At 59.1% G+C, this 25545-nt stretch carries 24 protein-coding genes; 6 read left to right on the forward strand and 18 right to left on the reverse strand.

The genetic code is table 11. The features are described from left to right. Positions 1-157 precede the first annotated feature (157 nt). Entirely contained in the window at positions 158-349 is a 192-nt protein-coding gene (locus JFU47_RS10740; RefSeq protein WP_129437765.1) for a CsbD family protein, read from the reverse strand. Positions 350-548: 199 nt separating this feature from the next. Here JFU47_RS10740 and JFU47_RS10745 point away from each other — a divergent pair, with 199 nt between their 5' ends. Then, on the forward strand, positions 549-926 hold the full coding sequence (locus tag JFU47_RS10745) for a hypothetical protein (RefSeq protein WP_033056806.1): 378 nt from the start codon (positions 549-551) through the stop codon (positions 924-926). Positions 927-1089: 163 nt separating this feature from the next. On the opposite strand, the gene fadD1 is transcribed toward JFU47_RS10745, so the two are convergent. Further along, a complete protein-coding gene (fadD1, locus tag JFU47_RS10750; protein WP_123367194.1) occupies positions 1090-2790 on the reverse strand; it encodes a long-chain-fatty-acid--CoA ligase FadD1 in 1701 nt (566 codons plus the stop codon). A 360-nt stretch (positions 2791-3150) separates the two neighbouring features. After that, positions 3151-4839: a long-chain-fatty-acid--CoA ligase FadD2 gene (gene fadD2 / locus JFU47_RS10755; RefSeq protein ID WP_201182885.1), complete on the reverse strand. Its 1689-nt coding sequence runs from the start codon at positions 4837-4839 to the stop codon at positions 3151-3153. A gap of 245 nt (positions 4840-5084) precedes the next feature. Here fadD2 and JFU47_RS10760 point away from each other — a divergent pair, with 245 nt between their 5' ends. Together JFU47_RS10760 and JFU47_RS10765 are read left to right on the forward strand one after the other, a co-directional pair. Continuing rightward, a complete protein-coding gene (locus JFU47_RS10760) occupies positions 5085-6029 on the forward strand; it encodes an alpha/beta hydrolase (RefSeq protein ID WP_201182887.1) in 945 nt (314 codons plus the stop codon). A gap of 40 nt (positions 6030-6069) precedes the next feature. Then, the gene (locus tag JFU47_RS10765) at positions 6070-6540 is read left to right on the forward strand and encodes a MaoC family dehydratase (RefSeq protein WP_201182889.1); all 471 of its coding nucleotides are present in this window, start codon (positions 6070-6072) and stop codon (positions 6538-6540) included. Between the two features lie 121 nt (positions 6541-6661). Here the strand turns inward: JFU47_RS10765 and JFU47_RS10770 are convergent, their stop codons facing one another. From JFU47_RS10770 to JFU47_RS10785, 4 genes are all read right to left on the reverse strand, one after another. Next, complete coding sequence (locus JFU47_RS10770) at positions 6662-7525, reverse strand: efflux RND transporter periplasmic adaptor subunit (RefSeq protein ID WP_201182891.1); 864 nt, start codon at positions 7523-7525, stop codon at positions 6662-6664. Positions 7526-7535: 10 nt separating this feature from the next. Next, positions 7536-7742 (reverse strand): DUF1656 domain-containing protein, encoded by a 207-nt coding sequence (locus JFU47_RS10775; protein WP_008151119.1) that lies wholly within the window; start codon positions 7740-7742, stop codon positions 7536-7538. Then, complete coding sequence (locus JFU47_RS10780) at positions 7729-9717, reverse strand: FUSC family protein (protein WP_201182893.1); 1989 nt, start codon at positions 9715-9717, stop codon at positions 7729-7731. The genes JFU47_RS10775 and JFU47_RS10780 overlap by 14 nt, the downstream gene beginning before the upstream one ends. A gap of 157 nt (positions 9718-9874) precedes the next feature. Next, positions 9875-10342, reverse strand: a complete 468-nt coding sequence (locus tag JFU47_RS10785; RefSeq protein ID WP_201182895.1) for a ferritin-like domain-containing protein — start codon at positions 10340-10342, stop codon at positions 9875-9877. A 203-nt stretch (positions 10343-10545) separates the two neighbouring features. Here JFU47_RS10785 and JFU47_RS10790 point away from each other — a divergent pair, with 203 nt between their 5' ends. Both JFU47_RS10790 and JFU47_RS10795 read left to right on the forward strand, forming a co-directional pair. Continuing rightward, positions 10546-10782 carry a DUF3820 family protein gene (locus JFU47_RS10790; protein ID WP_007949456.1) on the forward strand — a complete coding sequence of 79 codons (237 nt, stop codon included), beginning with the start codon at positions 10546-10548 and terminating at the stop codon, positions 10780-10782. Between the two features lie 36 nt (positions 10783-10818). After that, the gene (locus JFU47_RS10795; RefSeq protein WP_201182897.1) at positions 10819-12000 is read left to right on the forward strand and encodes an aminotransferase class V-fold PLP-dependent enzyme; all 1182 of its coding nucleotides are present in this window, start codon (positions 10819-10821) and stop codon (positions 11998-12000) included. A 2-nt stretch (positions 12001-12002) separates the two neighbouring features. Here the strand turns inward: JFU47_RS10795 and JFU47_RS10800 are convergent, their stop codons facing one another. The 4 genes from JFU47_RS10800 to zwf form a co-directional block, all read right to left on the reverse strand. After that, positions 12003-12728 (reverse strand): intradiol ring-cleavage dioxygenase, encoded by a 726-nt coding sequence (locus JFU47_RS10800; RefSeq protein ID WP_201182899.1) that lies wholly within the window; start codon positions 12726-12728, stop codon positions 12003-12005. Positions 12729-13071: 343 nt separating this feature from the next. After that, positions 13072-13737, reverse strand: coding sequence for a bifunctional 4-hydroxy-2-oxoglutarate aldolase/2-dehydro-3-deoxy-phosphogluconate aldolase (locus JFU47_RS10805; protein WP_008151112.1), 666 nt, complete (start codon positions 13735-13737; stop codon positions 13072-13074). 17 nt (positions 13738-13754) lie between these two features. After that, positions 13755-14468, reverse strand: a complete 714-nt coding sequence (gene pgl, locus JFU47_RS10810) for a 6-phosphogluconolactonase (protein WP_140676748.1) — start codon at positions 14466-14468, stop codon at positions 13755-13757. Next, on the reverse strand, positions 14455-15924 hold the full coding sequence (zwf, locus tag JFU47_RS10815) for a glucose-6-phosphate dehydrogenase (RefSeq protein WP_201182901.1): 1470 nt from the start codon (positions 15922-15924) through the stop codon (positions 14455-14457). The genes pgl and zwf overlap by 14 nt, the downstream gene beginning before the upstream one ends. A 239-nt stretch (positions 15925-16163) precedes the next feature. On the opposite strand from zwf, the gene JFU47_RS10820 reads away from it, so the two are divergent. Further along, positions 16164-17024, forward strand: coding sequence for a MurR/RpiR family transcriptional regulator (locus tag JFU47_RS10820; protein WP_173667542.1), 861 nt, complete (start codon positions 16164-16166; stop codon positions 17022-17024). 190 nt (positions 17025-17214) lie between these two features. Here JFU47_RS10820 and JFU47_RS10825 read toward each other — a convergent pair whose 3' ends face one another. The 7 genes from JFU47_RS10825 to JFU47_RS10855 form a co-directional block, all read right to left on the reverse strand. Further along, positions 17215-18072 carry a D-hexose-6-phosphate mutarotase gene (locus JFU47_RS10825; protein WP_201182904.1) on the reverse strand — a complete coding sequence of 286 codons (858 nt, stop codon included), beginning with the start codon at positions 18070-18072 and terminating at the stop codon, positions 17215-17217. 108 nt (positions 18073-18180) lie between these two features. After that, the gene (locus tag JFU47_RS10830; RefSeq protein WP_123367206.1) at positions 18181-19527 is read right to left on the reverse strand and encodes a carbohydrate porin; all 1347 of its coding nucleotides are present in this window, start codon (positions 19525-19527) and stop codon (positions 18181-18183) included. A 195-nt stretch (positions 19528-19722) separates the two neighbouring features. Beyond that, complete coding sequence (locus JFU47_RS10835; RefSeq protein WP_201182906.1) at positions 19723-20883, reverse strand: ABC transporter ATP-binding protein; 1161 nt, start codon at positions 20881-20883, stop codon at positions 19723-19725. A gap of 2 nt (positions 20884-20885) precedes the next feature. Beyond that, complete coding sequence (locus JFU47_RS10840) at positions 20886-21731, reverse strand: carbohydrate ABC transporter permease (protein ID WP_123367208.1); 846 nt, start codon at positions 21729-21731, stop codon at positions 20886-20888. Next, a complete protein-coding gene (locus JFU47_RS10845) occupies positions 21724-22632 on the reverse strand; it encodes a carbohydrate ABC transporter permease (RefSeq protein ID WP_046056150.1) in 909 nt (302 codons plus the stop codon). Before JFU47_RS10845 ends, JFU47_RS10840 begins: the two co-directional genes overlap by 8 nt. Positions 22633-22780: 148 nt before the next feature. Beyond that, positions 22781-24082: an ABC transporter substrate-binding protein gene (locus tag JFU47_RS10850; RefSeq protein WP_140676759.1), complete on the reverse strand. Its 1302-nt coding sequence runs from the start codon at positions 24080-24082 to the stop codon at positions 22781-22783. A 116-nt stretch (positions 24083-24198) separates the two neighbouring features. Beyond that, positions 24199-25458: a D-mannose isomerase gene (locus JFU47_RS10855; RefSeq protein WP_201182908.1), complete on the reverse strand. Its 1260-nt coding sequence runs from the start codon at positions 25456-25458 to the stop codon at positions 24199-24201. Positions 25459-25545 lie beyond the last annotated feature (87 nt).

Below are 25545 nucleotides of genomic sequence, written 5' to 3' on the forward strand. Positions count from 1 at the left end.
CGCCGCAAAAAGGTTGAAGTCGTGGCGACTCAGGGGCCGTTTTCTACATCAAAGTAGCCTACTTGGCGAGTTTGAAACAATTTCCTTGTGCAAGTTCAGGCTGACACAAAAACGGCCATCCGCGGATGGCCGTTTCTGTTGCTCATCAAAGGCCTGATCACGCCTTGTCGATGCCTTTCTTGATTGCATCCTTGGCTTTGCCGACCGCTTGCTGGGCTTCGCCTTTCCTTTCCTGCACCACGCCTTCGGTGCGCATTTTATCGTTGCCGGTGGCCTTGCCGACGCCTTGTTTGACGTTGCCGACTGCTTCGTTGGCCAAGCCTTTTGCTTTATCGCCAGTGCTGCTCATGGTGTTTCTCCTGTGAACAATTGAACGAGAAAAGTCGTTACACAAGGTTGACCGGGGGCGTTTGCGCGGAGTTTCATTTATTTTCACGGCGACATTTTATCGTTCAGTGCAGGTTGGGCTTTATGTTTGCCGGCCAACCCCCGAGAATGCGCAACGTATTCAGGCCATGGCGCTGAAGATCCAATCCCGTAGGAATGTTATGAAACTCGATAAAAAGCAGGCCATTGCCCGCAGAAACCAGGAACTTGGCGGTGCTGTGCTTGGCGTCAACAACTGCCATTTCACCGAATTGAACCGCAACCGCAACATCTGGTGGTTTGATATTCCGGTCGCGCGCCTGGCCATTGGTCAGTACGAATGGGTTCACCTGCTGATGCACACCCCGGATACCGACGAACTGCTGCACCTGAAAGTGCCGACGGTGTTCCTGCGCGAGAAGCTCGAAGGTCTGGTCGTGCGCAACGAAGGTAAACGCAAAGCGGCCCTGAGCCTGGAACTGAGCGCCGACAAGGACTCGTACCTCCAGGACATGCGCCCGGCGGGTACCAACGTCAATTTCGCGCAGTTCCGCCTCTGAGCTAAAAGCTTCGCGAGCAGGCTCGCTCCCACAGTTGACCGAGTTCCTCCAGGAAGAATGCGGTCACATGTGGGAGCGAGCCTGCTCGCGAAAGCGGTCTGACAGACAATGAACCTTTCCGGTCAGGCAACAAAAAGCCCCGCATCTGCGGGGCTTTTGTTTGTTACGCGCTGACCTTCTTGACGCCGAGCTTCTTCAGCTCTTCGTCGCGCAACTCGCGGCGCAGGATCTTGCCGACGTTGGTGGTCGGCAGCGCATCGCGGAACTCCACGGCTTTCGGCACTTTGTATCCGGTGACGTTGGCGCGCATGTGCTCCATCACCTGTTCCTTGGTCAGCGTCACGCCCGGTTTGGCGACGATGAAGATCTTGATCGCCTCGCCCGACTTCTCGTCCGGCACGCCGATGGCGGCGCATTGCAGCACGCCCGGCAGGGTCGCCAGCACGTCTTCCAGTTCGTTCGGGTACACGTTGAAACCGGAGACCAGAATCATGTCTTTCTTGCGATCGACGATGCGCATGTAACCGTCAGGCTGGATCAGCGCGATGTCACCGGTCTTCAACCAGCCTTCGCTGTCGAGGATTTCATCGGTGGCGTCCTGACGCTGCCAGTAGCCCTTCATCACTTGCGGACCTTTCACACACAGCTCGCCGATGTCGCCTAACGGCTGTTCAACGCCGGCATCGTCGATGACTTTGCACAGGGTCGACGGCACCGGAATACCGATGGTGCCGATCTGGATGTTCTGGATTGGATTGACGGTGGCCACCGGGCTGGTTTCGGTCATGCCGTAACCTTCGCAGATGGCGCAACCGGTGACCGCTTTCCAGCGCTCGGCGGCGGCCAGTTGCAGGGCCATGCCACCGGACAGGGTGACTTTCAGTGCAGAGAAATCCAGCTTGCGGAAACCTTCGTTGTTGCACAGCGCGACAAACAGCGTATTGAGCCCGACGAAACCGCTGAACTTCCACTTCGACAGTTCCTTGACCATCGCCGTCAAATCGCGCGGGTTGCTGATCAGGATGTTGTGGTTGCCGATCAGCATCATCGCCATGCAATGAAAGGTGAAGGCATAGATGTGGTACAGCGGCAGCGGCGTGATCAGGACCTCGCAACCTTCATTGAGGTTGGAACCCATCAGCGCCTTGCACTGCAGCATGTTCGCCACCAGGTTGCGATGGGTCAGCATTGCGCCCTTGGCCACGCCGGTGGTGCCGCCGGTGTATTGCAGCACGGCAACGTCGCTGCTGGCCGGGTTGGCTTCAGCCACTGGCTGGCCGTGGCCCTTGCTCAATACGTCGTTGAACTTGATGGCCTTGGGCAAGTGATACGCCGGGACCATCTTCTTCACATACTTGATGACGCTGTTGACCAGCAGGCGCTTGAGCGGCGGCAGCAGGTCGGCCACTTCGGTGACGATCACGTGCTTGACGCCGGTTTTCGGCACGACGAGCTGGGCCAGGTGCGCCATGTTGGCCAGGCAGACCAGGGCTTTGGCACCGGAGTCGTTGAATTGGTGTTCCATTTCCCGCGCGGTGTACAGCGGGTTGGTGTTGACCACGATCAGCCCGGCGCGGATGGCACCGAAGACGGCGACCGGGTACTGCAACACGTTGGGCAGCTGCACGGCGATTCGATCGCCCGGCTGCAAGTCGGTATGCTGTTGCAGGTATGCGGCAAAGGCACCGGACAATTCGTACAGTTCACCGTAGGTGATTGTCTTGCCCAGGTTGCTGAACGCCGGTTTGTCGGCAAAGCGTTGGCAGGACTGCTTCAACACTGCCTGAATATTCGGATACTCGTCCGGATTGATGTCGGCAGCAATCCCGGCAGGGTACTTATCCTTCCAAAAGTCTTCGATCATGGAAGCCCACTCCTCAGCAACGCGAATTTCATCACCGCATTTGATGCGATTATTATTGGTGTGTGTTTGTTGGTGAGTCTGGCTATTTATATAGGCCGAGAAGTCACAAAGCGCGCCGAGAGTAGCAGCTTTGCCAAGGGCCGACTAGAGCCAAAAGCCGCCTCTACAGTCACTTTAATGACTCAAGAATGGCTAGCAGTCATTTTAGAGCAAAGATTCTATACAACCTTGAAAGCCCCATAAATATGGGGCTTAAAAGCAAAAGATCGCAGCCTTCGGCAGCTCCTACAAAGGAATGCGATCCCCTGTAGGAGCTGCCGAAGGCTGCGATCTTTTGGCAGCACCTCGACCTACGAGCGGTTACGCGATATCACGCAACTCCCGCCGCAATATCTTGCCCACCGGCGTCATCGGCAACGACTCACGCAGAACAATGTGCTTGGGCACTTTGTACGCCGTGAAGTTTTCCTTGCAGTAGGCCTTCAGCTCTTCAAGGCTGACACCCGTTTCACGGGCCACCACAAACAGCTTCACCGCCTCCCCCGAACGCTCGTCCGGCACCCCGATCACCGCACAGTTGGCGACTTTCGGGTGAGCCATGACCACGTCTTCGATCTCGTTCGGGTACACGTTGAAACCCGAGACGATGATCATGTCTTTCTTGCGATCGACGATGCGCACAAAACCGTCCGGATCGATTACCGCAATGTCGCCAGACTTGAACCAGCCTTCGGCATCCAGCACTTCGGCGGTGGCTTCGGGTTTCTGCCAGTAGCCCTTCATGATCTGCGGGCCCTTGATGCACAGTTCGCCGCGCTCGCCCAGCGCCTGCTCGACGCCTTCATCGTTGATGACTTTCAGCGTGGTGCCCGGCACCGGCAGGCCGACCGTGCCGAGGCGCGACTTGTCGCCGTACGGGTTGGTGCAGGCCACCGGCGAGGTTTCAGTCAGGCCGTAACCTTCGGTGATGCGACAACCGGTGAGCTGTTCCCAGCGCTCGGCCGTGGCCTTGACCAGCGCGGTGCCGCCGGAGTTGGTGAGTTTGAGGCTGGAGAAATCCAGGGTCTTGAAGTCCGGGTGATCCATCAGCGCAACGAACAGGGTGTTCAACCCCAGCAGGGCCGAAAACCGCCAGTTCGTCAGCTCCTTGATAAAGCCCTTGATGTCTCGTGGATTGGTGATCAGCACGTTGTGGTTGCCCGACACCATCATGCACATGCAATTCGCCGTGAAGGCATAGATGTGGTACAGCGGCAGCGGCGCGACCATGACCTCTTGCCCTTCGCGCAACAGCGGCTGGCCGTCATTGCCGAACTGCTCCAGACACGCCCGCACTTGCTGCATGTTGGCCACCAGGTTGCCGTGGGTCAGCATCGCGCCCTTGGCCAGGCCGGTGGTGCCGCCGGTGTATTGCAGCACGGCGATGTCGTCGAGCCCGACTTTCAGCGGCTTGATGCCCAGGCCCCGGCCCAGACGCAGCGCGCTCTTGAAGGAAGTGGCCTGCGGCAAGGAGTACGCCGGGACCATCTTCTTGACCTTGCTCACCATCGTATTGACCAGCCAGCCCTTGGCGGTGGGCATCAGGTCGCCCATCCGGGCTTCGATCAGGTACTGGATGTCGGTGTCGGGCAGCACTTCCTGGACTTTGGCCCCGAACATGTTCAGGTAGACCAGCGCCCGGGCACCGGAGTCCTTGAACTGATGACGCATCTCCCGCGCGGTGTACAGCGGGTTGGTGTTGACCACGATCAGCCCGGCGCGCAAGGCACCGAACACGGCAATCGGGTAATGCAGGACGTTGGGCATCTGCACCGCAATGCGATCCCCCGGCACCAGGTCGGTGTGGGCTTGCAGGTAACCGGCGAACGCTGCGCTGTAGCGTTCCAGTTCGGCGTAGGTCAGGGTTACGCCCATGTTGCTGAATGCCGGGCGGTCAGCAAATTTCTTGCAGGAACGCTCGAACACCTCGATCACCGACTTATAGGCCCCTTGATCGATGTCCAGGGGCACGCCGGCCGGGCGTTTGTCATTCCAGAAATCAGGTTGCATTGTTCTTGTCCTCTTTACCTGAACCTATCCGGGGCCGCTTTTCTGTCCTTCTTCAAAACAAAAAGCGAAAAGCGGAGCTTCACGGACACTAGCAGCTATGGCGAATCAGGCAAATATGCGCACGGTCGACATTGATCGTGTGAATCTTGCTGCCGTGGCGTGGCCTGATCAGACGGCACGCTTTGGATGCGCTATACAATGCAACGACGCCCATGCCACATGCAGCCCTATGCAAAGGAACCGCCATGATCCACGACACTTTCTGGCTGACCGCGAGCGACCGCAGCCGCCTCTTCGTCAACCAGTGGCTGCCCGCCGAGCCTTTAAAAGCAGTGATCCTGCTGGCCCACGGCATGGCGGAACACAGTGGCCGCTACGCCCGTCTGGCGGAAAAACTCTGCGCTCAGGGTTACGGTGTGTATGCGCCGGACCTGCGTGGACATGGCAAAACTGCCGAAAACGGGACCCTCGGCCATTTCGCCGACGATGACGGTTGGTGCAAGGTGGTCGGCGACCTGGCGAGCCTCAACCAGCACATCGGCCAACAACATTCCGGCGCGCCGATTGTGCTGCTCGGTCACAGCATGGGCAGCTACATCGCCCAGGCCTATCTGCTGCATCACAGCGCCAGCCTGCACGGGGCCGTTCTCAGCGGGTCGAACTTCCAACCGGTGGCGCTCTATCGCGCAGCGCGGCAGATTGCTCGGTTAGAACGTTTGCGCCAGGGTCCGAAGGGTCGCAGCGCGCTGATCGAATGGCTGTCGTTTGGTTCGTTCAACAAGAAATTCAAACCGGTACGGACGCGGTTCGACTGGCTCAGCCGCGATCCGGCGGAGGTCGATCTGTACGCCAACGACCCGCTCTGCGGCTTTCGCTGCACCAATCAACTGTGGATCGATTTGCTCGGTGGGTTGCAGCAAATCAGCAAAGCGTCCAATCTCGCTCAGATTGATCCGGGCCTGCCGTTGCTGGTCATCGGCGGTGAATGTGATCCGGTGAGCGAAGGCAAGCGTCTGAAAGATCTGGCCCATGCGCTACGCACGGCCGGCAGCCAGAGCCTGCAACTGACTATTTACCCGCAGGCACGGCATGAACTGTTCAACGAGAGCAACCGCGATGAAGTGATCAATGACGTGTTGAGCTGGATCGCCCAGGCGCTGAGCCACCGTCGGCCACCCAGATCGGAATAGTTTTTTTGAATTTATTTATTCGTGACAGGAATTGAAACAGATGACCCAGGTTACCAACACCCCTTACGAAGCCCTTGAAGTCGGCCAGACCGCCAGCTACAGCAAGACGGTCGAAGAGCGCGACATTCAGTTGTTCGCCGCGATGTCCGGCGATCACAACCCGGTGCACCTGGACGCTGAATTCGCCGCCGCCACCATGTTCAAGGAGCGCATTGCTCACGGCATGTTCAGCGGTGCGCTGATCAGCGCTGCCGTTGCCTGCGAATTGCCTGGGCCGGGGACTATTTATATCGGTCAGCAAATGAGCTTTCAGAAGCCGGTGAAAATTGGCGATACGCTGACCGTGCGTCTGGAGATTCTCGAGAAGCTGCCGAAGTTTCGTGTGCGGATTGCCACTCGCGTGTTTAACCAGCGTGATGAATTGGTAGTGGATGGCGAGGCGGAGATTCTGGCGCCGCGTAAGCAACAGACGGTGACGTTGCCTAAGCTGCCGGCAATCAGCATCGGCTGAACACCTGACACTGATCGTTCCCACGCTCTGCGTGGGAATGCCTCAACGGACGCTCCGCGTTCGGCTGTTGATGGGACGCGGAGCGTCCCGGGCTGCATTCCCACGCAGAGCGTGGGAACGATCATTGTGAACCCTCCTGCACCTGCACACTCGCCGTCATCCCCGAACTCAAATTCATCCCCTCCGGCAACTGATCAATCTTGATCCGTACCGGAATCCGCTGCGCCAGCCTCACCCAGTTAAACGTCGGCTCGACCTCTGCCAGCAACTGCCCATCCGGCGTGGTATTGCGATCGGTAATCCCGCGACTGATGCTTTCCACATGCCCCTGCAACGCCTCCCCCGCACTCATCAACCAGACCTTCACCGGATCGCCGACACGAATCCGTGGCAGCTTGGTTTCTTCGAAATACGCCTGCACATAGAAAGTCGAATCGTCGATCAACGCCATCACCGATTGCCCGGCATTCACGTAGTTGCCTTCAGCCAGACGCAGGTTGGTGATATGACCATTGCGCGGCGCATGGACCTGACTACGGGCGAGGTTGAGTTCCGCAACCTTGGCTTCGGCCTGGGCTTCACGCAGTTCGCCACGGGCGATTCCGGCGTTGATTTGTGCGTTCTCGCGCAGCTCGGCACTGATTGCCTGCGGACCGAGGGCAGCGCGGCGGCTGGCTTCGCGTTCGCGCAGATTGAGTTGCTGCTGGCGGGTCTGCACCACCGCCTGGGCTTTCTCCAGCGCCGCTTCGAAACGATCGCGGTCGATGCTCAGCAATAAATCGCCGGCCTTGACCTGCTGGTTATCAAAAGCCTTGAGCTCACGCACCCAACCCGAGACGTCCGGCGCGATCACCACCACGTCGGCGCGGATCCGCGCATCCCGAGTCCAAGGCGTGAGCATGTAGTACTGCCACAAATGAAAGCCGGCAAATATCGCCGCCACCACCAGGCACAAGGTCACCGCGACACGTATCGGTGTTCGCATTTTCAACTCCTTATAAAGGTCCGAGGACGACGGTGATCAAGGTCAATACACAGACGTACAAGGCGCAATCAAACAATGCTTCGTGCCAGATCCAGCGGCCCACCGGCGTCAGGCGCAAGAGCATGCGCAAGGCTCCAGTGACGAGCAGCGCCAGCAGCACATAAATCAGAAACGGACTGAGCAGCACGCCGCCCACCGACCACTCACGCAAGCCCATGGCTTTGCTCCTGTTGACGGCACCAGGCGCGCCAGCTGCTTTGCAATTGCAGCACCGCGCCTTGGGCCAGTTTCACGGCATCGCTGGGGGGCAATGCGTACAAGGTCTTCAAGAATTCTTCACTCGGCAGCGCCAACGCCTCGGCGCGACTGCCGGCCGGGCCTTGCTCGAGGATTTTTTCCAGCTGTTCGAGATAACGCCGCTGAGGCGCACTGACCGGTGCCTGCGCCACCGCCAGACTTAAACGCAAATGCAGCAGTTCGTCGCCGATGTCCAGGCCGAGCAAGCCATCGTCCCAGCGACTGCGCGCCGGTTCCGGCAACTCGGGATAGTGCCGCGCCAATTGCAGCAAACGGTCGGCCATGCGCCCGCCAAACCAGCTTTCGGCACCGCGCAGATTGCGCCGGGTCAGGCGCACCAGATCGTCGAGGGTCGCCGCCAGCAAACGTCGGCCATGCCACGTCGGGTTGCGCAGGATCAACAAATGGAACGCCAGCACGGCGGCGCCGACACCAACCACGATGGATTGAGCGCTGTTGAAGAACGTCGCAACATCGAATTTCATCGCATTGAGCGGCGAGACCAGCACGATGAAATGCAGACAAAATGAGGTAGCCGTCGCACCGATCTGCGGTTTGGCCATGCCCAACGCGCCGAGGAACAACGGCACGCCCATGCCCATGCACAGCAACGCAAAACCACTCCATTGCGGCAGCAGAATCTGCCCGACGATAAACGCGGCCGGAATCGCCAGGAAGATCCCGCGCATAAAACTCATGCCGATCTGAGCGCCGTTCTCGCGGCTGGCAAACAGACTGCACACCACGCACGTCAACAGCAGCGCGCCGGAGGCGGCGGGCCAGGCGGTCGCCAACCAGAAGCACGAGACCACCAGAAACGCCAACGCACTTCGGGCACCGAACATCAGCGCCAATGACAGGTCACGGTGTGGTGTCAGGGTTCTCGGTGGATCGACCGTTTCCTTGCCCTCCTCAACGGCGTTCAACGCAGCGCTGGCCGCCATGGCGGTATCGAGCAACAAGGTGAAACGGACCAGGCAGTAACTCTGTGCGGAGCTGATGTGCGGGTCGTGGGAAGCGTCGAGCAACCTCGGACGCAGCGCTTGCAGGGTCGCGGTATCCGGGCTGTTGAGCGCCTCTTGAACCTCGGTCATCCAGGGCAACAGTTGCTCGGCTTCCTGGGGTTCCAATTGCTTCCACTGACGACGCGCCGAACGGGCGATGCGCAGCAGCATCAACAGCTTCTGGCTCAAGCCGCTGATGGCGCGTGCTCGTTGCCGCCCCAGGCTTCCTTCAAACCAGGCATGCTCGCGCTGGGCATCGACGGCGACGATTTTCCCGAGGATTTCCAGCAAGCCTTTACGCGCCTGACCATCACCGGCCAGAGTCGCACGCGCGGCGTTCATACCGCTTTGCCACGCTGCCCGCGCCTGATCCGCCAGTTGCCGTTCGACCCGCATCGGCCACAGCAGCGCACTGGCGGCGGTGGCGCAAAGAATGCCCAGGCAGATTTCTGTGCAGCGAGCCACGGCTTGATCGAACACCGTCAGCGGATGAGTAATGGCCGGCAGCGCGATGATCGCCACCGTATAACCGGCCAGCACGAATGAATAGGACCAGGCGCTGCGCAGCAAGGTCGAACTCGCCGTACACAGACCCAGCCATAACGCCAAGGCCAACAAAAACAGCCAAGGCGTCTGGGCAAACAACCCCATGAACACCACTGACATGATCGTCCCGACCAGAGTCCCCAGCAACCGCGCCAGGCCCTTCTGCACCACCATCCCCGACAAGGGCTGGGCGACGATGAACGCCGTCATCAACGCCCATGCCGGTTGCTCCAGACCCCAGCGTAATGCCAGCCACAGCGCCAGGCCGCCGCCGATCAAGGTTTTGATCGCGAACTGTAAGGCGCGGCGGTCAGGCGCAAACAAAGCCTGCAAAGTGATAGGCACGTAAAGGACTCTTGGAAAGGCGATTTAACGATAGTCGGGATCGGTTCAGTCACTTGATAAACAAATTATTAGCTAGCTAACTAACATCCGTCCAGTGCTAATTCCCGGACGCAAAAAAACGCCAGACTGGCTGGCGTTTTCGACAGGCAACGAACGCTTACGAGCGTGCTCGCGCCTGGTTACGCAGGGCTTTTACCTGATCGTGATTGCGTTGCACGCCGTGGTACTGACGTTCAACCAGATCACGAATGCTCACCAGGTTGTGTTTGTTGATTTTTTCGATGGCTTCTTTGTAAGCCTTCAGTGCATGGTCTTCACCCCGTTCTGCTTCGTTCAGTACGGCCTCTTCATCCTTGCCGGTGAACATCGCTTTCACGTCGACCCAGCGACGGTGCAGGTCACCGCTGACACTGGTGGAGGTTTCCGGATCGCCACCCAGCGCACGCACCTGCGCTTGCAGTTCGGAAGCCGCAGTGGCGCAGTCGGCGGAACGCTGCATGAACAGCGATTTCAGTTCTGGGTGTTTGATGTCTTCAGCGCAAGTCTTGAACCCTTCCTGACCGTCTTTGCTGGTTTCAATCAGGTCGTTGAGTACAGAGATGGCTTCTTTATTCATGTCGGTCATTTTCAATTCCTCGCGGGTTGATGAAAGATGCAGTAGGTGTTGCATCCTGCATGCCAGCTTTGAATTGATAAGTTATTCCTTATATTTCAATTGCTTATCGATTAACGCGAAAACTGTATCCGCTTTATTTGCATGATCTGTCATTTGGCCTGCATGCAGAATGCCTGTATTTTCCAGACTGTTTGAATCAAGACGACTGATTGATGAACCCTGAAAAGCTCGAACTGTTGATTACCCGTGAAATGCCCTTTGGCAAATACAAGGGCCGGATCATTGCCGACCTCCCCGGCCAGTACCTGAACTGGTTCGCTCGCGAAGGTTTCCCCCATGGCGAACTCGGCGGCTTGCTGGCCTTGATGCAGGAAATCGATCACAACGGCCTGTCGGAGTTGCTCGAACCCCTGCGCGCAAAACATGGCAAACCCGCCCCTCGCCATTGACCCGACACCCAGACCTGGCCCCTGATTGAGTAACCCATGCCCGATAACACCCGCCGCGCCCGTGACGAAGCCTTTTGGCGAACCTTTGCCGACCGATACGCGGTTGAACCCGGCCCGGTCAATCTCGAAAACGGATACTTCGGGCGCATGTCGCGCACGGTGGTCGAGGAGTATCAGCGCAACATCGAACTGATCAACCGCAGCAACTCGGTGCATGTGCGGCAACGCTTCGAACAGGGCGAAAGTCTTGAAATCCGCGCGCAGCTTGCCGAACTGGTTGGCGTTCCAGCCGACACCGTCGCCCTCACCCGCAACGCTTCGGACGGTCTGCAATCGCTGATCCGCAACTACAACCGTCTGATGCCGGGCGATCAGGTGCTGATATGTGATCTGGAGTACGACACGGTCAAAGGGGCCATGCGCTGGCTGGCACGTCATCGCGGTGTCGAAGTGATCGAGATCGAACACTCGCACCCTGCCAGTTTCGACAGTTTGCTGGCCACTTACCGCGAAGCTTTCGAGCGTTATCCGCGACTCAAACTGATGGCCCTGACTCACGTCACTCACCGCACCGGGCTGGTGATGCCGGTGCAGGCGATTGCCGCAGCCGCCAAAGAACACGGTATAGACGTAATCCTCGACGGTGCCCATGCGCTCGGCCAGATCCAGTTCAATCTCGATAACCTTGGGATCGCGTTCGCCGGTTTCAATCTACACAAATGGATCGGTGCGCCGCTGACCCTGGGCTTCATTTACATCGCCCCCGAACGCCTGGCCGACATCGACCCGGACATGGGAGAGATGCATTTCCCGGTCACCGACATTCGCGCCCGCACGCCGTACAGCACGCCCAACATCCCGGCGCTGCTGACCCTGCCGCTGGTGTTCGAGGAACATCGGGCCATGGGCGGCTCCGCGGCCAAGGGCGCTCGGCTCAATTACCTGCGCAACCGCTGGGTGAGCGCGGTACGTGAGTTGCCGGGGATCGAAGTCATGACCCCGGACGACCCGCGACTGTATTGCGGCATCACTTCGATGCGCTTTACCCGGCATGCCGATCAACAGGCGATGGTCGAGCGGCTGCTCAAGGACTACAACCTGTTTACCGTGGCGCGCAGTGGTGCCGCGAGTGGTCCGTGCATTCGCATAACCCCGGGGCTTACCACCACGGGTGCAGACATGGATCTACTGGCCCGGGCGCTGACCGAACTGCGCTGACGTCACACGGTGTGTTTGTCGAAGTCCTCGGGCTTGATCTGAGTCGATACCGCGAATGTGTCGATGCCGATGGTCGTGTGCCCGAAGTAGCCGTCTTCATTCGAGTCTCGACCCAAGGTGTGAACGTTCAAGGTCGAAGCTTCGCCGCCCATGTTTTCATAGAAAAAGTCTTGATCGTTGGTCAGTGGCGAAACGGCCCGCCCCCGGTACTCCCTGGCGTTGAGTACCGAGCGTGAGGCCACCTCGGGAAAGTAGAGCTGACCGACCCAGGCGACATGCCGTTCTTCCAGATAGTTATTGCCTGCTGCAATGCGTACGACGACGTGAATGTGCAGGGCACGGCCGGCGTAGAACCCCGGATAGATCGTGGTAAACCGCACGATGCCGTTCTTGTCCGTGAATTGCCCGCCTCGCAGGTAAGTGTCGTCGTCGGTGCGCGGGATCGAGCCGATGTCATCGACGTCGACTTCCTTATCCGGATTGACCTTGCTCCAGCCCGAATACGCACCGCGCGCGTTGCAGTGCCAGATATCCACTAACGCATCAGTCACCGGTTGACCGGTCATGGCATCGACGATCGTCAGCCTCAGCACCAAGGGAATACCGTCCATGCCTTCGCTGATGTTTCTTCTGATCAATTTCGGATTTCGGAAATAAGGACCGGCGATCTGTTCGGGTGAAAGCAGGTAAACCGCTGGTGAGGATGAAACCGGGTTGTTGTCGTCCATGACGTTCTCTCTTCCATAAGATGAACGCAGGTTAACGCTGGCCGAGCAGCGAGATGCGGTAACTATGTATCGCATGATGTCGATCTGTAGCAGCTGCCGAGCCTGCGAGGCTGCGTTCGGCTGCATAGCCGTCGTGAATCCGGCTTACGCGGTCTGCCTGACGTACCGCAATCTCTGATTTTACGACTGCTACGCAGCCGAACGCAGCCTCGCAAGCTCGACAGCTGCTACAAAGAGCGAGTCGACCGCCAAAAGAGTTTTCACCGGGCAAAAAAAAACGGTGCACCGACCAAGCGCACCGTAAAGCCGTAGAACACACAACGAAGTGTTTGGTAAAAGCCGATCAGTCCAGCAGCGCCAGTGCCTCGGCGGTGCATTCCTGAATGCGGGCCCAGTCGCCGTTCTTGATCCACTCGGGATCAAGCATCCAGCTACCGCCCACGCACATCACGTTTTTCAACGCCATGTAGCTCTTGATGTTGGCCGGGCTGACGCCGCCAGTCGGGCAGAATTTCACTTCGCCAAACGGGCCGCCAAGGGCTTTGATAGCCGCGACGCCGCCGCTGACTTCCGCCGGGAACAACTTGAAGCGGCGATAACCCAGGCCATAGCCTTCCATGATGCCGGAGGCGTTGCTGATGCCTGGCAACAGCGGAATCGGGCTGTTGACGCTGGCTTCCAGCAGGTCACGGGTGATGCCCGGCGTGACGATGAACTGCGAACCGGCCGCTTCGGCAGCCGCCAGCATGTTGCGATCCAGCACAGTACCGGCACCGGTCACCAGCTCCGGACGCTGCTCGCGCAGAATCTGGATAGCCTTTAGGCCGAACTGCGAACGCAAGGTCACTTCCAGTGCTGTCAGGCCACCGGCCGCGAGGGCATCGGCCAGTGGCAGGATGTCCTGTTCGCGAGCGATGGTAATCACCGGCAGGATCCGCGCCTTGGCGCAGAGGCTGTCGATCAGGGCAACTTTGTCCGCCATGGAAACGGTCGGGGATGGGGTTGTCATAGCGGCTGTTCCTTGGCTCATGGGCACCAGTAAATCTCTAACGTAGGTTGCAGAAACGCGCGAATCGGCATGGCGGCGACATCGTCACCGGCCAATGCGGCACTCAAAGTGGTCAGCTTGGACTGACCGGAAATCGATAGAACGGTGGTCTTGGCCGACGCCAGAAGCGCGCGGCTCATGGTCAAGCGCTGATGCGGCACGGTCGGCGCCAGCATCGGGTAGCAACGACGTGTGCCGTCGGCTTTCAAGGCGTCAGCCAGGTTCGGGCTGTTGGGGAACAGCGAGGCGGTGTGACCGTCATCGCCCATGCCGAGTATCAGCACGTCGATCGGCGGCAATTCCGCGAGCAAGCGATCCGCCTGCTCGGCCGCCAGTTCAAGGTTGGCCGTGGCGCTGTACAGACTCAGGAACTGAGCCTTGGCCGCCGGTCCTTGCAACAGGTAACGCTTGAGCAGACCGGCATTGCTGTCGGCGTGTTCAACCGGAACCCAGCGCTCGTCGGCCAGGGTGACGACAACCTTGGACCAGTCCAGCGTCTGCTTGGCCAGGTGCTGGAAAAAAGCCACCGGACTGCGTCCACCGGAAACCACCAAGGTCGCGGTGCCGCGCGCGTCGATCGCGTCACTCAGTTGCTTGGCCACATTCAGCGCCAGGCCTTCGGCCAGCAGCACCGGGCTTTTGAACTCATGGGCGCTGACGCCCTGAGGCAGTTTCAATTCAGATATCGCCATACCACGACCTCCCATCCCGCGTGATCAATGCAATGGAGCTCATCGGCCCCCAGGACCCGGCCGCGTACGGCTTGGGCGCATCACCGGATTTCTTCCACCCGGCGATCAACTGGTCACACCACTTCCACGCGGCTTCGATTTCATCTTTACGGACAAACAGGTTCTGATTGCCGCGCATCACTTCCAGCAACAACCGCTCGTAGGCATCGGGAATCCGTGCGCTGCGATAAGTGTCGGAAAAATTCAGCTGCAACGGACCGCTGCGCAGCTGCATGCCCTTGTCCAGGCCTTGTTCTTTGGTCATCACGCGCAAGGAAATGCCTTCGTCCGGTTGCAGGCGGATAATCAGCTTGTTGCTGATTTGCAGGCGCTGCTCGGGAGCGAAGATGTAGTGGGACGGTTCCTTGAAGTGGATGACGATCTGCGACAGCTTCTGCGGCATGCGCTTGCCGGTACGCAGGTAAAACGGCACACCGGCCCAACGCCAGTTGCGGATATCGGCACGCAGCGCAACGAAGGTTTCGGTGTCGCTCTGGGTATTGGAGTTTGGCTCTTCCAGGTAACCGGGAACCGGTTTGCCTTCGCTGTAACCGGCGATGTACTGGCCGCGCACCACCTGAGTGGTCAGGCCTTCCGGGCTGATCGGCGCCAGTGCCTTGAGCACTTTGACTTTCTCGTCACGGATGCTGTCGGCGGACAGGTCGGCCGGCGGGTCCATGGCGATCAGGCAGAGCAGTTGCAGCAGGTGATTCTGGATCATGTCCCGCAGCTGACCGGCCTTGTCGAAGTAACCCCAGCGACCTTCGATCCCGACCTTCTCGGCCACGGTGATTTCCACGTGGGAGATATAATTCTGGTTCCACTGGGTTTCGAACAGGCTGTTGGCGAAACGCAGGGCGATCAGGTTCTGGACGGTTTCTTTGCCCAGGTAGTGGTCGATGCGGTAGGTGCGGTTCTCCGGGAAGAACTGCGCCACGGCGTCGTTAACCTTGCGCGAGGATTCCAGGTCCGAACCAATGGGTTTTTCCAGCACCACGCGGGTGTTTTCGGTCAGACCGACCTTCGACAGGTTCTCGCAGATCGCGCCGTAAACAGCGGCCGGTGTCGCGAAGTAGGCAATCACTCGCTGGGCGCTGCCGGCCATTTCGGCCAGGGCGACGTAATCGTCAGCCTTGAGGAAGTCGACGTGCAGGTAACTCAGGCGGGCCAGAAAGCGTTCGACCACGGCTTCGTCCAGCTCTTTGGCGACGACGTAGCGGCGCAGCTCGGAGGCGATGAACGCCAAATGCTGCTGCTCGCTGCCAGGCTCACGGGCCAGCGCGATAATTCGCGTGTCCTCGTGCAAGAGGCCTGCGCCATCGAGCTGATAAAGGGCAGGAAACAGCTTGCGCAGGGCCAGATCGCCGAGGGCGCCGAACAAGGCAAAGGTGCACGGTTCAACCGTAATAGAAGGCATGATGTTTGTTCTTTTATCAAGTTAAGCTACAAATACCTTTTTTTAAGGCATCACTCAAGGGAAAATGTAGTAATAACCACAACATTTTCGCAAAATACAGATTCCGAGTGGTGGACGGTCGGAGCCATCAGTAGGATAGGCCACCGTTACGGGCCCGATCAAAGTCCCAATTTGCATAGCCGGGGCCCTTATTTGCATTGCTCTCATGTTTGCGGAGCTAAGGAACATATATGGACCGCGTGCGAAATTTACTGGAACAGATCCAGAATCGCCTTGAAGACCTGAACAAGGCAGAACGCAAAGTCGCCGAAGTAATCCTGCTCAACCCAGAGCAGGCCACCCGGTTCAGCATCGCCGCCCTCGCCCAGGCCTCTAAAGTCAGCGAGCCGACGGTCAACCGTTTCTGCCGTTCGTTTGGCGTTAGCGGCTACCCGGAACTCAAGCTTCAATTGGCCCAGAGCCTGGCCAGTGGCGCGGCGTATGTCAGCCGTGCGGTCGAGGCCGATGATAATCCGGAGGCCTATACCAAAAAGATTTTCGGCAGCGCCATCGCCTCTTTGGACAGTGCATTACAGGCGCTTGACCCGAACCTGATCAGCCGCGCCGTCGACCTGTTGATCCAGGCCCGGCAGATCCACTTCTTCGGTCTCGGCGCCTCGGCCCCGGTGGCGCTGGATGCGCAGCACAAGTTTTTCCGCTTCAACCTGGCGGTCACCGCCCACGCGGACGTGCTGATGCAGCGCATGATTGCGTCGGTGGCGCACACCGGCGAGTTGTTCGTGATCATTTCCTACACCGGCCGTACCCGCGAACTGGTGGAAGTGGCGCGTATTGCCCGGGAAAACGGTGCTTCGGTACTGGGCCTGACGGCCGAGGGCTCGCCACTGGCCAAGGCCAGCACGTTGAGCCTGAACATTCCGCTGCCGGAAGACACCGACATCTATATGCCGATGACGTCGCGGATCATTCAGCTGACCGTGCTGGACGTGCTCGCCACCGGCATGACCTTGCGCCGAGGCGTGGATTTCCAGCCGCATTTGCGCAAGATCAAGGAAAGCTTGAATGCCAGTCGGTATCCGATCGGGGATGAGTTTAACTGAGGCTGCAAGAGCCACCCCTCACCCCAGCCCTCCCGAAACGTCGGACCGCCCCATAGGGGAGAGGGGGAAAGGGAGCTGAGATTCAAGCGTTTCAAATCCTGAGTTCGACTCGGTTATTCAGGTCGATGCAGTTCCAAGAACACCTCGATCAGTCCCCTCTCCCTCCGGGCGGTCCGACGTTTCGGGAGGGTTAGGGTGAGGAAGTCCGTGCCTGCAAACTCAAATGCGCCCTCTCCCCCGGCGCCAGGCTCAGGCTATCGGTCCCGCCACTCGCGGCTTCAACACACACAAATTCCGAAATCTCATTCCAGCTCACTCCCAGCAACGGCCGTGAGCCTGGATGCCAGACCACCGTGTCCGCATGGTTGCCGGTATCGATGCACAACTCACGCTGCCAGGCGTGGTCCTTGATCTGTAATTCGCCGTCATGCTGGAACACCCGCTGACAGCCACCCTCTACCCGCAATTCGCCTTCCTGATGACAAACCTGACGGTTCAACTGGTCGTAACCCTGCGCCCCGTCGAGACCAGACAGCGCTACCTCGCCGACATCGCCAATACGCCAATATGCATGCAACGCCTGACTCAATTGGCACGGCAGACTGTCCTGATGCTCGGTACTCAGGCGTAAATCCATGCGTTCGCCCAAGTGTGCGTGCAGGTCTACTTGCCAGTCGCACAACTGAAGTTGCCAGTGCAAGCGCACGCCATCGTCATCAGTGCTGCTGTCCAGCAGCTTCCAGTCGATCAACCGTGCCCAGCCATGGGACGGCCAGGCGTTTTCGCTCGGATGACGGCCATACCACGGCCAGCACACCGGAACGCCACCACGAATCGCGCCGACCTGCGGCCACTTCGCCGCACACCAAAGCCAGGGTTTCTGACCCTTTGGCTGGAAGTGCAGCAACTGCGCCCCCTGCCGACTGAACACCGCCTGACACAGCGGATGGTCGATCACCAGCACGTCGCGCTTCTGATAGCGCTCCCACGCAAACACCGGACGTTCGCGCAAGGATTTGAAGAAGCGTTGTAGCGGATGCTCTTGCATGTGCCACGGTCCTGAAAATCACCCGGGGTGCGCAGCCCCCAAAAAAAAGCGGACAGCCTAGGCTGTCCGCAAAAATGCGCACATAGAGAGGAGCTTATCGCAACAACGTTAGAACACCGACTGAATTTTCAGACCAGCGACCAGCGCGTTGTCGACTTCATCAACACCACCTGGGTGAGTGATGTACTGCAGGTTAGGACGCACGGTCAGCCAGTTGGTAACGTGGAAGCCGTAGTTGATCTCGTAGTTGTACTCGGTGGTACGCAGCGGCGAGAACAGTGGATCCTCGTACTCGGTAACACCGTTGGAGGCGTTGACCAGCTCGGCGTTTTTCTTCACGTCATCGTTGACATGGATACGGGCGAAACCGATACCGACGTCATCTTTTGGACGTGCATCGAACGGGCCTTTGTACACAAACATCAGCGACTGGTAGTTGTCGACGAAGTTGGTGTCCTTGTCGTGGAACGTGGCGTTGGCCGAAACGGTCAGACCGCGGCTCTTGTCACCGTTGTGGTCGGTCAGCTGTTGCTGGGCCACGAACCAGTAACCGTGCTTGCTATCGTGGCTGCGATAGGCGTTACCGCTGGTGGCTGCATCATTGCCGTTTTCATCCTTGCGGACGTCATCGGCATTGGCTGTGCTTTTGTAGTAACCGACACGGTATTCGCCGGGCAGGTTGTTAGGGTTCGGCGACCAGACCAGTTCGACCGGCAAGACGGTGCCGGCAGTGCCACTGCCGCTGAGCTTGAAGCCGTTACCGTGCTCCAGTTGCGACGGGTTCTGGTTGTACGCGCCGATCTGCGCATAGAACTCAGGCGAGATGTTGTACTTCACGCGAACCGCAGCCTGCATGACCGGCCAGTTGTACCAGATGTTGGTCGCCCAGTTACCCGCTTGGGAACCGCAGAACGCCAGGTTCTGGAACTCGCACGGGAAGGTGTTGAAGTCTTCGCCTTCGCCGAAGTAACCGGCTTTGACGTCCAGTTTACCGTCGAGGAACTGGTGCTTGATCCACAATTGAGTCAGACGGACCATATGGCCGCGGCCGTAGACTTCCTGAGACGAACTCAAGGTGCCGGCACGCGGATCGCCGACACGGTCATTGGAGATGTTCTCACCGTTACGGTTGGTGAGCTGGATCTTGGCCTGGGTGTTATCCCAGCCCCACAGCTTTTGCAGGTCCAGCGCCACGCCCAGGCCAAACTGGTCGGCGTAACGTGCGGTCTTGTCGTTGTTGTAGCCGCCGTGGAGGTTGCCGCCCACTTCACCGACGTAGTCCATCTTGATGTCGATACCCTGCTCGATCAGCTTGGTCCGTTCGCCACCCCAATCGCCAGTCATCCACTCGGAATCGGCGCTGAACGCGTCAGCCGCATGCACGCTACCGGCCAGCATCATTGCCGCAATCGCCGACAACTGGCAGATAAGCTGAGCGTTGTTCTTCTTCTTCATCCCTACATCCTCGTTTTATTGTTATTAACTGTTTTTATCTAACGCGGTGACATCGGTTGCGACGGGCGACAGTCCGCCCGCCATGGATTTCCCCTTGTGGGAGCGAGCCTGCTCGCGATAGCGGTGTATCAGTCGACATCGATGTTGAATGTCAGTCCGTCATCGCGAGCAGGCTCGCTCCCACATTTTTAATCTTCAGCGGCCTTTGAATTGGGCGACGTTGGCGCTGTGGCTCTCGGCTTTTGGCTGACCAGCCACCCCCAGGCGCTCCCCGGTCTTGGCATCGAACAACAGCACTTTCGATGGATCGAATTGCAGGGTCAGGGTCTCGCCCACGGCCGGTGCAACGTCCGGCGCCAGACGGCAGCAGACTTTGGTTTCGTTGAGATTGACGAACACCAGGGTGTCGGGACCGGTTGGCTCGGTGACCTGGACTTCGGCGCGAATGGTCGGCAAACCATTCGGCTCGCTGCCCGCCAAAACGATCTGCTCCGGGCGCAGGCCGAGGATCACTTCGCGGTCTTCAAGACCGGCGTCCTGCATGCCCAGCGGCAATTCACAGCGCGCCTGGCCACTGTCGAGCAGCGCCACCAGACGACCGTCCTTGCGCTGCAAACGCAGGGGGATGAAGTTCATCGGCGGCGAACCGATGAAACTCGCCACGAACAGGTTGGCCGGGTTGTTGTAGATGTCTTTCGGCGTACCGAATTGCTGAATGATCCCGTCCTTCATCACCGCCACTTTGTCGCCCAGGGTCATCGCTTCGATCTGGTCGTGGGTCACGTAGACCGTGGTGGTTTTCAGGCGCTGGTGCATCAGTTTCATTTCGGTGCGCATCTCGACCCGCAGCTTGGCGTCGAGGTTGGACAGCGGTTCGTCGAACAGATAGATCTTCGGCCGCCGCGCCAGGGCACGGCCCATCGCCACGCGCTGTTGCTGACCACCGGAGAGCTGGCCGGGTTTGCGGTTGAGCAAGTGTTCGATCTGCAACAGCTTGGACACCCGCGCCACTTCCGCTTCGATGTCGGCAGCGGGCATTTTGCGGATCTTCAAGCCGAAGGCGATGTTCTCGCGCACGCTCATGGTCGGGTACAGCGCGTAGGACTGGAACACCATGGCGATGTCGCGATCTTTCGGGCTCATGCCGCTGACGTCCTGGTCGTCGATCATGATCGCGCCGCCGGTGATGGTCTCAAGGCCGGCGATGCAATTCATCAGGGTCGATTTGCCGCAACCCGAAGGTCCGACAAGAATCAGGAACTCACCGTCCTTGATCGACAGATCGATGTCCTTGAGGGTGTCCGGCAGGCCGGGGCCATAGGTCTTGTTTACATTGCGAAGTTCGAGCGTAGCCATGATTACCCCTTGACTGCGCCGGCCGTCAGCCCGCGCACGAAATACTTGCCTGCGACCACATAGACCAGCAGGGTCGGCAGCCCGGCGATCATCGCCGCCGCCATATCAACGTTGTATTCCTTGGCCCCGGTACTGGTGTTGACCAAGTTGTTCAACGCCACCGTAATGGGTTGCGAGTCACCGCTGGAGAACACCACGCCGAACAGGAAGTCGTTCCAGATCTGAGTGAACTGCCAGATCAGGCAGACCATGATGATCGGAGTGGACATCGGCAGGATGATCAAGCGGAAGATGGTGAAGAAACCCGCGCCATCGAGCCGCGCCGCCTTCACCAGCGCATCGGGAACGCTGACGTAGTAGTTACGGAAAAACAGCGTGGTGAACGCCAGGCCGTAGACCACGTGCACGAACACCAGGCCCGTGGTGGTACTGGCCAGGCCCATCTTGCCGAGGGTGAACGAGGCCGGCAGCAGGACGGTCTGGAACGGCAGGAAGCAACCGAACAGCAGCAGGCCGAAGAACAACTGCGACCCACGAAAGCGCCACATCGACAGCACATAGCCGTTCAGCGCACCGATGGCCGTGGAGATCATTACCGCCGGGACGGTGATCTTGATCGAATTCCAGAAATACCCGTCGACCGTGGCCCAGGCCTTGACCCAGCCAATGCCGCTGACCACGGTCGGCCAGCTCAGCAGGTTGCCGGTGTTGATGTCTTCCGGCGTCTTGAAACTGGTCAACAGCATGACCACCAGCGGTATCAGGTAAAGGAATACGGCCAGGATCAGCACGCCGTAGATGGCGATGCGACTCAGGCTGATGGAAGGTTTGGCAGCGAAACTAGTCATGACGCTTGGTCCTCAGCTCGGAGTACAGGTAGGGCACGATGATTGCGAGAATCGCACCGAGCATCAGAATCGCACTGGCCGAACCCATGCCCATCTGCCCGCGACTGAAGGTGAAGGAATACATGAACATGGCGGGCAGGTCGGAGGAGTAACCCGGACCACCGGCGGTCATTGCCGCCACCAGGTCGAAACTCTTGATCGCGATGTGGGCCAGGATCATCACCGCACTGAAGAACACCGGGCGCAGGCTCGGCAACACCACTTTCAGGTAGATCCGCGGCATGCTCGCGCCATCGATCTGGGCGGCACGGATGATCGATTGATCAACGCCACGCAGACCGGCGAGGAACATCGCCATGATAAAGCCCGAGGCTTGCCATACCGCAGCGATCACCAGGCAATACACCACGCGATCCGGGTCGATCAGCCAGTCCAGGCGAAAGCCTTCCCAGCCCCAGTCACGCAGCAATTTGTCCAGGCCCATGCCCGGGTTGAGCAGCCACTTCCAGGCGGTACCGGTGACGATCATCGAGAGCGCCATCGGGTACAGGTAAATGGTGCGAATGAAACCTTCGCGACGAATGCGCTGGTCTAGAAACACCGCCAGCAGCACACCGATCACCAGCGTGATGCCGATAAACATGCCACCGAAAACCGCCAGGTTCTTGCTCGCTACCCACCAACGGTCGTTGTCGAACAGCCGCTCGTATTGCGCCAGGCCCGCCCATTTGTAAGTCGGCAGGAAGGTCGACGTGGTGAACGACAGGACGAACGTCCACAGGATATAGCCATAGAAGCCCACCAGGACGATGAACATGCTGGGCGCCAGCACCAGTTTGGGGAGCCAGCGCTGCAATGCATCGAACGGCGAGGCCTTGCTGAACACAGCAACAGAACTCATGGGAAGATCCCGTACGTGAGGAAAAATTACTTTGGAAATGCCCCCCTTGTAGGAGTGAGCCTGCTCGCGATAGCGATGTATCAGTTGATACATCCAGAGTCTGACAATCAGCTATCGCGAGCAGGCTCGCTCCTACAGGGGCCAAGCATTACTTGGCAGCTTTGACGGCAGTGCCCAGTTGCTTGGCGGCAGTAGCCGGATCGGCTTTCGGATCGTTGATGAAGTTGGTCACTACATCAAAGAACGCGCCTTGTACCGCCAGCGTGGTCGCCATGTTGTGCGCCATGCTCGGCTGCAGGCCGCCGGACTTGGCGTCCGCCAGGAAGTCCTTGGCAGCGGTCTGGGCGCAGGAGTCGAAACCGTACTTGCCCATGTCGCTCAGCATGTCGATTCGAACCGGGATCGAGCCCTTGTTGATGCTGAAGACTTTCTGGAAGTTCTCACCCAGCACGACCTTGGCAATGTCCTGCTGAGCGGCAGCAGTGCCCTTGTCTTTCTGCTTGAACACGGCCAGGGAGTCGATGTTGTAGGTGAAGGCCTTGTCGGTGCCCGGGAAGGCTACGCACTCGTAGTCCTTGCCGGCGACTTTCTTGGCCGCGGTCCACTCGCTCTTGGCCCAGTCACCCATGATCTGCATGCCGGCCTTGCCATTAATGACCTTGGCCGCTTCCAGGTTCCAGTCCTGGCCTTTGCCGTCGGCGTCCATGTAGGTCGCGACTTTCTTCAGCTCGGTCAGCGCCTTGACCATTTCAGGACCGGTCAGTGCACCGTTGTCCAGGTCGACCAGGGCTTTCTTGTAGCCGTCGACGCCCATGACCGAAAGGACCACCGCTTCGAACACGGTGCTGTCCTGCCAAGGCTGGCCGCCGTGGGCAAGCGCAATGAAGCCCGCAGCCTTGAGCTTGTCACCGGCCGCGTAGAATTCCTGAAGGGTGGTTGGCGCTTTTTCGATACCGGCTTTCTTGAAGACTTCCGGGTTGATCCACAGCCAGTTGACGCGGTGAATGTTCACCGGCACGGCCACGTAGTCGCCCTCGTACTTCACGGTATCGGAGACTTTTTTGTCGAGCAGGCTGTCCCACTTCTCTGATTTGGCAGCGTCTTTCAAGACGTCGGTGTCGAGCAGACCGGTAGACGCCCATTCCTGGATGTCCGGACCTTTGATCTGCGCTACGCCCGGCGGGTTACCGGCCACGGCGCGGCTTTTGAGTACGGTCATGGCGGTAGCACCGCCACCACCGGCAACTGCGCCGTCCTTCCAGGTGAAACCGTCTTTTTCAACTTGGGCCTTGAGGACATCGACGGCCGCTTTTTCGCCACCGGAGGTCCACCAGTGAACGACTTCTACCGAACCTTTGGAATCGGCGGCAAGCGTACTGAGAGGGAATGCACTGAGAGGAAGCAATGAGGCAAGAGAAATGACAGTAGCGAGGCGAGAAATCGCATTCATCTAGAATTACCTTTCTTGTTGTTATGCATGCAAGTCTGGTGCTTGCGCTGCATGGATTTTAAACAGGAGTTATCCCTTCGCAGGTAACGAAGGGACGTTCGAATGTCACCACATGGTTACACAGGAGCGCTCTGGGATAACTGTGCCAAGGCAGTCGCCATACTGGGCGCCAGAGGCAATCGCGGGATCAATACGGCTTGCCAGGCGTGATAAAGATCAGGCTTACCAGCCCAGATATCGGCGCTCGGGCGATTCTGCGGATCGAGCTCGTGGTGCCAGCTGCCATCACATCGGTCGATGAAATGACTGTCACAGAATTCCCAGAACAGTCGGTACCAGTGTTCGTACTGGTCGTCGCCCGTGCGTTTCAGCAGAGCGCTGGCGGCGGCGCTGGCTTCGCAATGAGTCCAGTGCAAACGATGGCGGACCACCGCGCGATTGTCCCAATCGAGTGTGTAGACAATCCCCGGCGCCCCGTCGACATCCCACCCGTGACGGCAGTTGTGGTCGAAGAGTTTTTGCGCGTCGGTGGCCAGCCAGCCCGGCGTCAGCATCCCGGCCTTAACCCGCGCTGCTTCGAGATGCAGCATCAACCGGGCCCATTCGAAACCGTGACCCGGCGTGGTGCCGTAGGGGCGAAAACCATCGGCCGGGTTGTTGTGGTTGTATTCGCGCAAGGGTTGCCAGTCGCGGTCGAAATGCTCGACCACCAGGTAATCGTTGGCGGCGGCGTGACCGTGGATCACTCGCTCAACGATGCGCTGGGCGCGGACCAGCCAGCGGTTGTCGTCGGTGACATCGGCCAACGCGAGAAACGCTTCGGTGGCGTGCATGTTGCTGTTGGCGCCGCGATAGGCTTCCTCGCAGCTCCAGTCGCGGTTGAAGGATTCGCGCATCGCGCCTTCCTCCTCGCTCCAGAAATGCGCGTCGATGATGTGGATGGCATCGTCGAGCAAGGCCTGCGCGCCGTGACGCTGAGCGACAACCGCAGAACTGGCGGCCAGCGCGACGAAGGCGTGCAGGTAAGCCGCCTTGCCGGTGTTGCCGTCGCGATGTTCGGGGGCAGCGAACCAGCCACCGTGTTCGGCGTCACGCAATGGGCCGCTGAGGGCTTTGACACCGTGATCCACCAGCTCGGCGAAACCCGGCAAGCCTTGAATGTGGGCCATGGCGAAGCTGTGGGTCATGCGGGCGGTGTTCATGGTTTCGGCTTGGGCGTTGGCCGGGAGGCAGCCCTTTTCATCAAGATTGCCGAAGCCTTCGGGAAGCTTCGAAGCCTTGGCGAAGGCCAGCAGGCGCAGGCCTTCGTCGGCGAGCCAGTGCTGATGGGCGGGGGCGTTCAGCCAACTGCTGAAAGCGGGTTGGAAGGTGTCCATGGGGTGCCTTTTTTGTTGTTATGACTGAGGGCAGTCTAAACAACGGGCGGTGGCGGGCTTGTAACGAAGGGGGCAGGTTTTGTCACT

The organism is Pseudomonas sp. TH39(2020), assembly GCF_016650715.1.
In the GTDB taxonomy this organism is placed as follows: Bacteria; Pseudomonadota; Gammaproteobacteria; order Pseudomonadales; family Pseudomonadaceae; genus Aquipseudomonas; species Aquipseudomonas mandelii_C.

Coding starts and splice junctions, on each gene's coding strand:
- JFU47_RS10740 (WP_129437765.1), bottom strand. CDS start 349: ATGAGCAGCACTGGCGATAAAGCAAAAGGCTTGGCCAACGAAGCAGTC.
- JFU47_RS10745 (WP_033056806.1), top strand. CDS start 549: ATGAAACTCGATAAAAAGCAGGCCATTGCCCGCAGAAACCAGGAACTT.
- fadD1 (WP_123367194.1), bottom strand. CDS start 2,790: ATGATCGAAGACTTTTGGAAGGATAAGTACCCTGCCGGGATTGCTGCC.
- fadD2 (WP_201182885.1), bottom strand. CDS start 4,839: ATGCAACCTGATTTCTGGAATGACAAACGCCCGGCCGGCGTGCCCCTG.
- JFU47_RS10760 (WP_201182887.1), top strand. CDS start 5,085: ATGATCCACGACACTTTCTGGCTGACCGCGAGCGACCGCAGCCGCCTC.
- JFU47_RS10765 (WP_201182889.1), top strand. CDS start 6,070: ATGACCCAGGTTACCAACACCCCTTACGAAGCCCTTGAAGTCGGCCAG.
- JFU47_RS10770 (WP_201182891.1), bottom strand. CDS start 7,525: ATGCGAACACCGATACGTGTCGCGGTGACCTTGTGCCTGGTGGTGGCG.
- JFU47_RS10775 (WP_008151119.1), bottom strand. CDS start 7,742: ATGGGCTTGCGTGAGTGGTCGGTGGGCGGCGTGCTGCTCAGTCCGTTT.
- JFU47_RS10785 (WP_201182895.1), bottom strand. CDS start 10,342: ATGACCGACATGAATAAAGAAGCCATCTCTGTACTCAACGACCTGATT.
- JFU47_RS10790 (WP_007949456.1), top strand. CDS start 10,546: ATGAACCCTGAAAAGCTCGAACTGTTGATTACCCGTGAAATGCCCTTT.
- JFU47_RS10795 (WP_201182897.1), top strand. CDS start 10,819: ATGCCCGATAACACCCGCCGCGCCCGTGACGAAGCCTTTTGGCGAACC.
- JFU47_RS10800 (WP_201182899.1), bottom strand. CDS start 12,728: ATGGACGACAACAACCCGGTTTCATCCTCACCAGCGGTTTACCTGCTT.
- JFU47_RS10805 (WP_008151112.1), bottom strand. CDS start 13,737: ATGACAACCCCATCCCCGACCGTTTCCATGGCGGACAAAGTTGCCCTG.
- pgl (WP_140676748.1), bottom strand. CDS start 14,468: ATGGCGATATCTGAATTGAAACTGCCTCAGGGCGTCAGCGCCCATGAG.
- zwf (WP_201182901.1), bottom strand. CDS start 15,924: ATGCCTTCTATTACGGTTGAACCGTGCACCTTTGCCTTGTTCGGCGCC.
- JFU47_RS10825 (WP_201182904.1), bottom strand. CDS start 18,072: ATGCAAGAGCATCCGCTACAACGCTTCTTCAAATCCTTGCGCGAACGT.
- JFU47_RS10830 (WP_123367206.1), bottom strand. CDS start 19,527: ATGAAGAAGAAGAACAACGCTCAGCTTATCTGCCAGTTGTCGGCGATT.
- JFU47_RS10835 (WP_201182906.1), bottom strand. CDS start 20,883: ATGGCTACGCTCGAACTTCGCAATGTAAACAAGACCTATGGCCCCGGC.
- JFU47_RS10840 (WP_123367208.1), bottom strand. CDS start 21,731: ATGACTAGTTTCGCTGCCAAACCTTCCATCAGCCTGAGTCGCATCGCC.
- JFU47_RS10845 (WP_046056150.1), bottom strand. CDS start 22,632: ATGAGTTCTGTTGCTGTGTTCAGCAAGGCCTCGCCGTTCGATGCATTG.
- JFU47_RS10850 (WP_140676759.1), bottom strand. CDS start 24,082: ATGAATGCGATTTCTCGCCTCGCTACTGTCATTTCTCTTGCCTCATTG.
- JFU47_RS10855 (WP_201182908.1), bottom strand. CDS start 25,458: ATGGACACCTTCCAACCCGCTTTCAGCAGTTGGCTGAACGCCCCCGCC.